This is a genomic window from Aliidiomarina iranensis, from assembly GCF_003987135.1.
GTDB classification, from domain to species: Bacteria; Pseudomonadota; Gammaproteobacteria; order Enterobacterales; family Alteromonadaceae; genus Aliidiomarina; species Aliidiomarina iranensis.
On record NZ_PIPJ01000002.1, the window covers coordinates 372,363 to 384,056 of the forward strand.

Annotated in this window: 11 protein-coding genes; all 11 read right to left on the minus strand. The window is 47.0% G+C overall.

The features are described from left to right. Positions 1 to 40: 40 nt before the first annotated feature. The 11 genes from CWE08_RS04810 to lepB all read right to left on the minus strand — a co-directional run bounded on the left by CWE08_RS04810 (position 41) and on the right by lepB (position 11,680). Positions 41 to 721, minus strand: coding sequence for a hypothetical protein (locus CWE08_RS04810; RefSeq protein ID WP_126766141.1), 681 nt, complete (start codon positions 719 to 721; stop codon positions 41 to 43). A 12-nt stretch (positions 722 to 733) separates the two neighbouring features. Continuing rightward, complete coding sequence (eno, locus tag CWE08_RS04815; RefSeq protein ID WP_126766144.1) at positions 734 to 2,026, minus strand: phosphopyruvate hydratase; 1,293 nt, start codon at positions 2,024 to 2,026, stop codon at positions 734 to 736. Between the two features lie 9 nt (positions 2,027 to 2,035). Then, positions 2,036 to 3,688, minus strand: a complete 1,653-nt coding sequence (locus CWE08_RS04820; RefSeq protein WP_126766146.1) for a CTP synthase — start codon at positions 3,686 to 3,688, stop codon at positions 2,036 to 2,038. Positions 3,689 to 3,893: 205 nt separating this feature from the next. Then, a complete protein-coding gene (gene mazG, locus CWE08_RS04825) occupies positions 3,894 to 4,706 on the minus strand; it encodes a nucleoside triphosphate pyrophosphohydrolase (protein ID WP_126766149.1) in 813 nt (270 codons plus the stop codon). A gap of 50 nt (positions 4,707 to 4,756) precedes the next feature. Beyond that, complete coding sequence (relA, locus tag CWE08_RS04830; protein WP_126766152.1) at positions 4,757 to 7,045, minus strand: GTP diphosphokinase; 2,289 nt, start codon at positions 7,043 to 7,045, stop codon at positions 4,757 to 4,759. Positions 7,046 to 7,169: 124 nt separating this feature from the next. Continuing rightward, on the minus strand, positions 7,170 to 7,553 hold the full coding sequence (gene acpS / locus CWE08_RS04835) for a holo-ACP synthase (protein WP_126766154.1): 384 nt from the start codon (positions 7,551 to 7,553) through the stop codon (positions 7,170 to 7,172). Next, complete coding sequence (gene pdxJ / locus CWE08_RS04840; protein WP_126766157.1) at positions 7,553 to 8,281, minus strand: pyridoxine 5'-phosphate synthase; 729 nt, start codon at positions 8,279 to 8,281, stop codon at positions 7,553 to 7,555. Before pdxJ ends, acpS begins: the two co-directional genes overlap by 1 nt. A gap of 39 nt (positions 8,282 to 8,320) precedes the next feature. Further along, entirely contained in the window at positions 8,321 to 9,145 is an 825-nt protein-coding gene (gene recO, locus CWE08_RS04845; protein ID WP_126766160.1) for a DNA repair protein RecO, read from the minus strand. After that, complete coding sequence (gene era / locus CWE08_RS04850) at positions 9,145 to 10,086, minus strand: GTPase Era (RefSeq protein ID WP_126766162.1); 942 nt, start codon at positions 10,084 to 10,086, stop codon at positions 9,145 to 9,147. The genes recO and era overlap by 1 nt, the downstream gene beginning before the upstream one ends. Continuing rightward, a complete protein-coding gene (gene rnc, locus CWE08_RS04855) occupies positions 10,083 to 10,790 on the minus strand; it encodes a ribonuclease III (protein ID WP_126766164.1) in 708 nt (235 codons plus the stop codon). The genes era and rnc overlap by 4 nt, the downstream gene beginning before the upstream one ends. Beyond that, a complete protein-coding gene (lepB, locus tag CWE08_RS04860; RefSeq protein WP_126766166.1) occupies positions 10,787 to 11,680 on the minus strand; it encodes a signal peptidase I in 894 nt (297 codons plus the stop codon). The genes rnc and lepB overlap by 4 nt, the downstream gene beginning before the upstream one ends. Positions 11,681 to 11,694 lie beyond the last annotated feature (14 nt).

Genomic DNA, 11,694 nt, shown 5'->3' on the forward strand with positions numbered 1-11,694 from the left:
AATTTTTCGTTGCTGTTAATCTACCACCGACACCTGCAGGTTAAAAGGGCAACTTATCAACACCGGTAAACTTTGGCCATTGCACCGTTGCCGTTAATAACAAGGTTCGCAAACTCAATGCGTGGGGTTGAATGCGGCCACTGGCATTCCATTGATGGCCGCAGCAGGCCGCCGTTATGCTATTTTTACTTGGCAGCAAGAGCCGCAGGCTACCTACATCCGCACTTAAATCAGAGGCTTTCGGGTTACCGTGAAAATCAAACCAACCAAACTGATTCAGATGCAAACGTTGCGCCTCAATATCTACTTCATCGATTGAATCGAGGCATACGCGAATCACCCCCGCGGTTTTTACCCATACCGGCAAAGGCAAGGCTAAAACAGCGTGCTGGCCTAGCCATTTACATAATTTATCAGGCGTATTTTCGGTTGGCGGCTGCAATTTTTGTTTTGCTAACCAAGCAGCGCTGTGCACGTCAAGTTGCAAGCCTTGGCCGGGTTTATTTGCGCTCGCTAGCAGCGCATGCGCCGCCCGTTGCACGTAATAACTTAAACTACCGAGGCGGCGGCGCAACAAGCCGATATCATTATGAGCTGATTGCCCGGGAGGCTCACTGAGTTGCAGCAATTCTGCAGCATAAAGCGCATTGCACAACTCAGCGAATTGGCTATCAAAGCCAACCGGATTAAATATTTCCGATTGCCCCGCTCGCATCACCATTAACCACTGTGCCTATTGCGCTGCATTCACTTCCGCGCGGCCTTTGTAGGCTACATCGCCAAGTTGTGCCTCAATGCGCAACAATTGGTTGTATTTAGCCACTCGGTCGGAACGGCATAAACTACCGGTTTTAATTTGCCCTGCTGCCGTACCCACAGCCAAATCGGCGATGGTAGCATCTTCTGTTTCACCAGAACGGTGGGAAATTACCGCAGTAAAGCCAGCTTCTTGTGCCATACGAATAGCCGCTAAGGTTTCAGTTAGGCTGCCAATTTGATTGAATTTAATTAAAATCGAATTGCCAATCCCTTCATCGATACCACGCTTCAAGATTTTGGTGTTGGTTACAAATAAATCGTCGCCCACGAGCTGCACCTTAGCCCCTATCTTATCGGTTAGGATTTTCCATCCCTCCCAATCGCTTTCGTCAAGGCCATCTTCAATAGAAACAATGGGGTAGCGCGCACTAAGGTCGGCTAAGTAATCAGCAAACTCAGCTGAGCTAAAGCTTTTACCTTCACCACTCAAATGGTATTTACCATCACGATAAAACTCTGATGCAGCGCAATCAAGCGCGAGAGTTACATCTTTGCCCAAGCTGTAACCGGCATTGGCTACTGCTTCCGAAATCACCGCAAGGGCTTCTTCGTTCGATGCTAAGTTGGGGGCAAAACCACCCTCATCACCCACTGCGGTGCTTAAGCCACGGCCTTTCAATACCGCTTTTAGGGCATGGAAAATTTCAGCGCCCACACGCAAGCCCTCCGCAAAGCTTTTCGCAGCCACCGGTTGAATCATAAATTCTTGAATATCTACGTTGTTATCGGCATGTTCACCGCCGTTCAAGATATTCATCATTGGCAACGGCATGCTGTATTTACCGCTAGTACCGTTTAAATCAGCAATGTGTTCAAATAACGCTACGCCTTTACTCACCGCGGCCGCTTTTGCAACAGCAAGCGATACCGCTAAAATAGCGTTCGCGCCAAGTTTTTCTTTATTCTCGGTAGCATCAAGGTCGAGCATAGTTTGGTCAACCGCTTCTTGCTCAAGGGCATTCATGCCATGCAACGCTTCTGCAATTGCGCCATTCACGTGGCTTACCGCTGTTAATACACCTTTGCCAAGATAACGGCTGTTATCGCCATCTCGCAATTCCAGTGCTTCCCGGCTACCGGTTGAGGCCCCACTAGGAGCAGCAGCGCGGCCCATGCTGCCATCGGCTAAATACACATCGGCTTCAATGGTTGGGTTACCGCGAGAATCCATAATTTCTCGGCCAATAATTTTTACAATCGTGCTCATAAAAAATCCTTAAACCTTAATTTTGCTATCACGATGGCTTTGCTGATATTCCTGCGCCGCCGCTACAAAGCTTTCAAAAAGTGGATGTCCATCCCGTGGCGTGGAAGTGAATTCAGGATGGAACTGGGCCGCTACAAACCACGGATGATTTGGTATTTCAATCACCTCCACGAGCCGTTTATCGGCTGATAAACCACTGAATCGCATGCCGGCTTGTTCAAGTTGCTCACGATAATTATTGTTCACTTCATAGCGATGGCGATGGCGTTCTTCAATGGTACTTTGCCCATATATCGCACGCGCTTTCGTGTTGTCGAGCAAATGACACTGCTGGGCACCTAGGCGCATAGTACCGCCAAGATCGGAACCAGAATCACGAATCTCTTGCTGGCCGCTTTCATCCATCCATTCGGTGATTAAGCCAACAACCGGATGTGGGCTCTGCTCATCGAACTCAGTGCTGTTTGCATCGGCTAGGCCCGCTACATTGCGGGCATATTCAATCAGCGCAATTTGCATACCTAAACAAATGCCTAGATAAGGAATATTATTTTCGCGCGCATATTGCGCCGCCATAATCTTACCTTCAATGCCACGGCCACCAAAGCCGCCAGGCACTAAAATCGCATCAACGCCCTCAAGCTTAACTACACCGCGCGTTTCAACATCTTGTGAATCGATGTAACGAATATTCACCGTAAGCCGGTTATGTAAACCCGCATGCGCAAGGGCTTCATTCACTGATTTGTAAGCATCGGGTAATTCTACATATTTACCCACAAAACCAATGGTAATTTCACCCCCCGGATTCGATTCTAAATATAGAACCTTTTCCCATTCGGCTAAATCAGCTTCCGGCGCCTCAATAGCAAAACGCTCGAGCACAAACTCATCGAGGCCTTGAGATTTCAAAATGGCTGGAATTTTATAGATGCTCGGAACATCTTTTAACGAGATAACCGCACGTTCCGGAACATTGGTAAATAATGCAATTTTCGCACGCTCATTCGCGGGGATACTGCGATCAGAACGGCAAATCAAAATATCCGGCTGAATACCCAAAGAACGCAGCTCTTTCACTGAATGTTGGGTGGGCTTGGTTTTTACTTCACCCGCAGCGCCTAGGAATGGCACCAAAGTAAGATGAATAAACAATGTGCGCTGCCGGCCTATTTCAGCCGATAACTGGCGGATTGCCTCCAAGAAAGGCTGCGATTCAATATCGCCTACCGTTCCACCAATTTCGATCAAGGCAATATCATAGCCTTCCGCGCCTTCAATAATACGGCGCTTAATCTCATTGGTAATATGCGGAATTACTTGGATAGTAGCGCCCAAGAAATCGCCACGGCGCTCTTTACGAATAACATCTTCGTATACACGTCCGGTGGTAAAGTTATTTTTCTTGGTCATGCGGGTACGAATGAAACGTTCGTAGTGGCCAAGATCGAGGTCGGTTTCCGCACCATCGCAAGTAACGAAAACTTCGCCATGCTGAATGGGGCTCATTGTGCCTGGATCCACGTTGATGTATGGGTCCAGTTTCATGATAGTTACTTTGAGTCCGCGCGCTTCTAATATCGAAGCTAGCGAAGCCGCCGCAATACCTTTCCCCAGCGAAGAAACAACACCGCCGGTTACAAAAATATATTTAGTCGCCATGCAAAACCTGCTGCATTAGGGTAAATGGTTCAAGGAAAAGGATGTAAAGACGGGAAAACAGTATACTCTAGCATCGCCTTAGCAACAATGAATAAAGTGCATTTAGCCAAGTTCTTTTCCGTATTAAACGCTTGCAAGCCATCAGGTTGTAGTGTTCGAGGCGGGTTAACAAAAGCGCTCGGCTCTTTCGTTAACCCTTTTATTTTCAAGCCTTGAGATTAGATTTGGCTGTTCCCCATAAGCTCTCTAACCTTGCTAAGCCCGCATTATCTAGGTTAATTTGTTGCTCTTCAGCAAGCCTTTCCACTTCCCGAAAACGCTGCATAAATTTCACATTGGCTCGGCGCAAAGCCGTTTCTGGATTTACTTTACAGTGTCGAGCCAAATTAACAGTGGCGAAAAGTAGATCGCCAATTTCTTCTTCCACCTTCTCTTGATGCCGCTCCGAAGCGCTAAGTTCCTCTGCAACCTCTTGAGTTTCTTCGCTAATTTTAGCTAACACTTGCTCCGGCTCATCCCAATCAAAGCCAACAGCTGCACACCGTTTTTGAATTTTTAAAGCCTGCAGAATTGCCGGTAGGTTCGATGGAATGTCGGCAAAAACGCTGCGATCTGTGGCTTTATCTGCTCGTTCCTGTTTTTTAATAAGTTCCCACTGGCGTTTTACATCTTCGGCGTCAGCAACTTCGCCATCGGCAAATACATGAGGATGGCGGCGCACCAACTTATCGGCAATTGCCTCAGCAATGCCATCAAAATCGAACTCGCCTTGTTCTTTTGCTAACTGAGCATAAAACACCACTTGAAATATTAAATCGCCAAGCTCATCGCGAATATTTTCTATGTTTCCTTCTGTAATCGCTGCTGCCACTTCATACGCTTCTTCGATGGTATATGGAATTAAACTCTCCATCGTTTGCTTCAAATCCCAAGGGCAGCCACCTTCAGGGTTTCGTAATGCCGCCATGATATCCAGCAAACGATTCATATTCGGTAATTCTGGCGCATCTTTTGTCATTTGCTCTGAACCTTTCTTTTCATGAATTTTCACCACTGCAGTATTCTCGCTTATTTCCGTACAGCCTGCCGTACGTGGCTTACTTGCTGAATTCGGCTCAATAAACGCTGAATTTCATTATTGTGTTGCACCATAATCTCTAAATCGATAAATACCTGTTGCCGATCGTGATCATGCCGCGTGGCCACATTATTCACATTTACTTTCTCGTGGCTCAAAATACTAGTGATGTCATGCAGTAATCCGGATCTATCCTCCGCGGTGATCAACAAACGCGTGGCATAGCGCTGGGCTTGCTCCTGCTCCCAAGCAACATCAATGGTGCGTTCAGGGTGCGTTTCCAACAATTGCTGTAATTTCTCACATTCGCGATGATGCACCGAAACACCTCGGCCTTGGGTAACATAGCCCATGATCGGATCGCCCGGTAAAGGCTGACAACAACGAGCAAAATTCATTAGCAAATTACCAATACCGCCAACCTTTACCCCCTCCGGCTGTTTCTTTTGCTTGCCTGTACGTTTTTTCGTTGTCAGTTTTTCAAGTTCAGCAATTTCATCCTCTTGCGGGCCACGGATAAAATTTACGATTTGATTCAAACGAACATCACCAGCGCCAATGGCGGCTAACAAATCATCGAGATGATTCATGTTAAAGCGCTCAATTGCCGGGCGAGTATCTTGCAACGTTAGTTTGTACTTGGCCAATTCCGCTTCAAGTAATACCTTACCGGCCTGTAAATTCTCTTCCCGGTCGAGCTTTTTAAAATAGGCATGCACTTTGCTCCGGGCACGGGCTGATTTCAAATAGCCTAGAGCGGGGTTTAACCAATCACGCTTGGGGTTTTCATCTTTTTGCGTGAGAACCTCAACGCGTTCACCGTTTTGCAATACATAGGTAAAAGGCACAATGCGGCCATCCGCTTTTACACCAATACAACGATGGCCAATTTGTGAATGAATGTAATAGGCAAAATCTAATGGTGTTGAACCATAGGGTAAATCAATTACATCACCTTTGGGGGTGAAAACATAAACTCTATCTTCAAATACTTGGCTACGAATTTCCTGAACTAAATCATCGTTTTCGGCCATATCCTCGTGCCAAGCGAGTAATTTGCGCAACCATGAAATCTTATCTTCGTAACCCTGTGAACGCCCGCTACTTGGGCCTTCTTTGTAAACCCAGTGGGCCGCTACACCAAGTTCAGCGTCATCATGCATTTGCTCCGAGCGAATCTGAATTTCCACATTCTTTTGCTCAGGGCCAATCACTACCGTATGAATCGATTGATAACCATTGGCTTTCGGCGTTGCTACATAATCATCAAATTCACTGGCCAAATGGCGCCACCGGCTGTGCACAATACCTAATGCGGCATAACAATCTTTAAGGTTTTGGGTAACGATGCGCACGGCGCGGATATCGAAAAGCTCATCAAATTCCAGATTTTTCTTCTGCATCTTTTTCCAGATGCTGAAAATATGTTTTGGCCGCCCTTCAACCTGAGCGGTAACATTCTGCGCAGCCAGATCGTCGCGAAGGCCCTGAACAAATGCCTCAATATATGTTTCCCGTTGCCGCCGCTTCTCATGCAACTGGCGCGCAATCGACATATAAATGTCAGGATGCAAATAGCGAAACGATAGATCTTCCAATTCCCATTTTATTTGCCCCACCCCTAACCGATTTGCCAGCGGGCCATAAATTTCACTGCACTCTTTGGCCGCTAATACGCGGCTTTCCTCATCAGCATTTTTTACTTCACGTAAAAAACAAATCCGCTCAGCGAGTTTAATGAGAACCGCCCGTACATCTTCCACCATAGCGAGGAGCATGCGCCGAACCGCATCAATTTGCTTTTCACCCGGTTTACCATGGCGAAAATGCTGTAAATCGCTGATGCTATTCATTTGCTGCACGGTATCAACCAAATCGGCAGTACTGGCGCTCAATTGCTCAGCTATCCATGTTTTAGAGATTAGTTTTGCTTCAAAGAAAGGCACACAAAGTGCCGCTTGCAGGCTTTGTTGGTCTAATTTCAAGCTCGAGAGGATTTCCACCATCTCTTGCCCTTTCAGCACTAATTCTTGTAGCGCTGAACCTTTTAGTACTGAACCTTTTATCGCAGGTTGCGAGGCGTCCTGGGAAGCATTTTGCGCTGCCGCGGCAGCAGGTTTTGCAGCTTTTCTCTTGGCAAGTACGTTTTGGCCGTGCTCCGCTAGCGCAACAACGAGCGCCTGAAGGTTGTGCTGCTCTGATTCTTCCGGTACATGATTAAGCCAGCTATCATCGCTAGATTGATGCTCCTCAGCGTGAACGTTACGTACCTTAACCATAAATACTCCTACATTTACTACTCTAATGCTCTCGTCACGGCTTTTTCCAGCGAGAATAGTTCCAGCGAGAATACTTCCAATGAGAATACTTTCAGCGAAAATGCGGCCTCCGAGAATGCTTCCATCAAGCTCGGCTCTCGAGAACTACCATGGCTTGTGCATAATGCGCTTCATCGCTCAATGAAATATGTTGATCACTAACAGCGAGTGCCGCAGCTCTGGCCTGTGCTGCGGCAGTAAAACGCAAAAGCGGTTGCCCTAAATCGGTGTGCTCTACTTCAATATGATGCCAACTCATACCACTTTGTAAACCGGTACCTAAGGCTTTTAAAGCAGCCTCTTTGGCGGCAAAGCGTTTCGCTAAAAACCGTTCGGGTTCTTTCGCAACCGCAAAAACGGCTAACTCCTTTGCACTTAATAAGCGTTTCGCCAATCCAGGCTGCCGTTCTAATGCCGAGCGGATGCGGGCAATTTCTACAATATCGGTACCGATGCCAACAATCGCCATTAGCCCCGAGCCTGCTCAATAAGTTGCTTCATTTCCGCTACGGCGTTGTGTAAACCACTAAACACAGCGCGGCCAATAATGGCATGGCCAATATTCAATTCATAAATTTCCGGGATAGCCGCAATTGCTTGAGTATTATGATAATGCAAGCCGTGGCCGGCGTTCACAACTAAGCCAAGCCCGGCGGCAAAGCGCGCAGCCTGTTGTAATTGCTGCAATGCATCCGTTTGTGCAGTGCCTTGAGCCTCTGCGTAGTGGCCCGTGTGCAACTCAATATAGGGCGCTTTCACTTCTTTAGCGGCCTCAATTTGTTGTTGATCACCATCAATGAAGAGTGAAACCAAAATTCCAGCAGCACTTAATTTCGCCACTACATCGCGGGTACGCTCAAGCTGACCGGCAACATCGAGCCCGCCCTCTGTGGTTAATTCTTCGCGCTTTTCCGGAACTAAACATACATACGCGGGCTTGGTAGCAATCGCGATGTTTACCATCTCATCGGTCATGGCCATTTCTAGGTTCATTCGAGTTTGAATGGTTTCTGCTAAAAGGCGGACATCACGGTCTGTTATGTGCCGGCGATCTTCTCGCAAATGCACAGTAATGCCGGCAGCTCCCGCTTGCTCTGCGATAGCCGCAGCTTGCACGGGTTCAGGGTAAGCAACACCGCGGGCGTTTCGCAGTGTCGCTATATGATCAATATTTACTCCAAGTAAAGCAGCTGACATGAGAGCTCCTGTTATCCATCAGCCTAATGAAAAGGCGAACTATTTGTGTTTAACCGCAGCCAATAAAAGCTCACGGCTTCGTAATGGCTTCGCACCCAACAACGGGGCATAAGCAATACGCATTAAATGCTTAAATTGTTTTAACACCTGCGGATCCGCTAATTGAAATCGCCCTAGCTGTGCAATTTCTTCACCGCTTAACAGCCATTCTTGTGTTCTGCTCTCATGCAACGGTTTCTTTACCTGATCATGAATTACCTGATCATAAACCCGCGATATGTCTACAAGCTCTTCTTCGTTAACTTGATCGCGAAGCTCATTACCAAGTTCTTCGCGCGCACTTGCATGGGCTTCGGCAGGCACAAAGCCCGCACCCGCCACAAATCGGTAATACTGCTCAGAAGTTATCAGATTGCCATCATTTGCATCATGGGTAAATGAGAAATCTAAATCTAGGTGGCAAAGTAAACGGTATTCAAATTGTCGTAAAACTGGCTCAATAACTTGGATATCAGAGAGCAATGTCAAACTCTTAATATAATCGGCAAACAAGCCGGGGAAATCGGTTAACTCAGGCAATAATCGCTGCAATAATTCATTTAAATAAAGGCCGCTATAGAGGTGTATATGGCGTAGAGGAAAATGCTGCAGGCTCTCTGCGCGAGCTAAGGTTTTAACTTCGCCACGGCCTTTGAGTTCAATATCAATGAGGGTAAAAGGTTCTAGGGTTGCACGCAGCGAAGAACGTCGGCTACGGGCATATTTTGCAATTGCACGAACCCGGCCGCTATCTTCCGTAAACAAATCCAACAGCAGGCCATGTTCTTGCCAGGGCCAACGGTGCAATACCACGGCCCTGGCCATTACTCTTCTCCGTAACCTAGGCTACGAAGCGCGCGTTCATCATCGGCCCAACCGGATTTAACTTTCACCCAAAGTTGCAGGTTTACCCGCGCTTCTAACATCTGTTCTATGTCTTTCCGGGCCTCTGAACCAATGGTTTTTAACTTACTGCCCTTATTACCAATAACCATTCGTTTTTGGCCTTCACGCTCCACTAAGATCAAAGCATGAATGTGAACCACGCCATTCTCAGTTGTTTCATATTTCTCAATTTCCACCGTTGTCGAATACGGCAGTTCTTCACCATTGAAGCGCATTAACTTTTCCCGCACCGTTTCTGCCGCCATAAAACGCACAGAGCGATCGGTCACGTGATCCGCTGGGTAAAAATGAATGCCCTCACGCAAATATGGGCGCACCAAAGCCTTTATTTTCGGCATGTGCTCAGGGGAAAGTGCCGAAATGGGAATAATTTCTTTGAATTCAAACTCCGCCGCAATTTTCTGTATGTGAGGCAGCAATGAACCCTTATCTTTAACCTGGTCTATCTTATTGATGATTAACATCGCCGGACGATTCGCACGCTTGATCTTGGTGAGTACCATTTCATCGTCTTCTGTCCAGTGTGTGCCTTCCACAATAAACAGAACTAAATCCACATCACCAATAGAGGAGCTGGCTGCTCGATTCATTAAGCGGTTAATAGCGCGCTTTTCATCTTTATGCAGGCCTGGCGTATCCACGTAAATAGTTTGATACGGGCCCTCAGTGTCAATACCTAAAATCCGATGCCGGGTGGTTTGAGCCTTCTTTGAAGTAATACTTACCTTCTGGCCCAACAATTGATTCAACAGCGTAGATTTGCCTACGTTCGGCCTACCCACAATCGCCACAAAACCGTTAAAGGTTGGGCCGGCGGGTGTTTCACTGGCTTCAGCTGCGAAAAAATCATCTAAATTCATTTTAATTCCTTGCCTTCCGGCAGTTCCGCTAGTTGCTCAATAACTTTTGCCGCGGCATTTTGTTCTGCTTTGCGGCGGCTCGTGCCCGTAGCAACCACCGCTTCCGCGAGTGGTTCTACTTTACAAGTAACGGTAAAACGTTGGTTGTGCGCCTGCCCTTCGGTGGCGCTCACTTCGTATTCAGGAACGGCAAATTGCCGGCTTTGTAGATATTCTTGCAAACGCGTTTTCGGATCTTTTTGGCTGTTACCGGGCCGAATCTCTGCCAACAACGGTTGATACCAGCTACGCACAATGGCTTGTACCTGCTGAATATCACTATCTAAGAAGATAGCACCGATTATGCCTTCTACCGCATCAGATAAAATGGAATCACGGCGAAAACCACCACTTTTTAATTCGCCCGGGCCTAAATTCAAAAACTTTCCAAGTTCAAATTTTCGCGCCAACTTTGCCAACATATCGCCGCAAACCAAAGTGGCGCGCATGCGGCTTAACTCACCTTCCGGTGATTTTGGAAAACGGTGATACAAAGCTTCCGCAATAACCACACTCAAAATTGAATCGCCCAAAAACTCAAGGCGTTCATAATGCCCTTCACCCGCACTTCGATGAGTAAGGGCCTGATACAAAAGTGCATGATTTTTAAAGTTGTAGCCTAGCCGCCGCTCAATTTCACGGAGCTGGATAGGTGTTAAACTCACTCAATTCTCCCTAAACGATCAAAACGAAGTTTGCTCGGCACCCATGTTGGTAACCAGCTATTCGCATCCCTTTCAAACTCAAAACTTAACCAAATAAATACCGCACGGCCTACCAAAAGATCTTCATCAACAAAGCCCCAGTAACGGCTATCAATCGAATTGTCTCGGTTATCGCCAATGAAAAAATACTGGCCTTCCGGTACATCCCAAACGAACGAATCACTATGAATATTCACCCGCGGGTTTACCAAAACATCGTATTCTTTGTTAATGCCCTGCTCAATGTAACGGCGCACCGGCACCTGCTGCTGCATGAACTCGCCTTCGGCTTGAAATTCTCGTTGCAGCACAATAGGTTCAACATCGCTGCAATCGGGTAAGCAATTTGGCTGCACATAAAAGGTTTTATCGGTGTAGGTAATACGATCACCCGGCATACCAATCACACGCTTAATGTAATCAAGATCTGGCTCTACAGGGTATTTGAACACGGCAATATCACCGCGTTCGGGGCGGCCAGTGTTGATAAATTCCTTTCGGGTAATAGGTTCTCTTAACCCATAACGAAATTTCTCAACCAAAATGAAATCCCCTACTAACAGAGTAGGCATCATGGAACCAGAAGGAATACGAAACGGCTCGTAAAGGAACGAGCGTAAAATCAAAATCACAAACAACACAGGGAACGCAGCTTGCGCAAAATCAGCTAAGCCTGATTGAGGCGCAAGCTGTTCGGCTTGCTCAGCGCTAAGTTTCACACCCGCTTGCGCTTCTGCCGCGCGAATTTTTTCCATCCGCTTTGGCTTCCACACCCAGTGATCGATAGCCCAAACAATGCCTGTAAATAAGCTGCCGAACACCAGCAACAAGGAAAAGTAGTATGTGGTCATGCTGAACGTTCCTG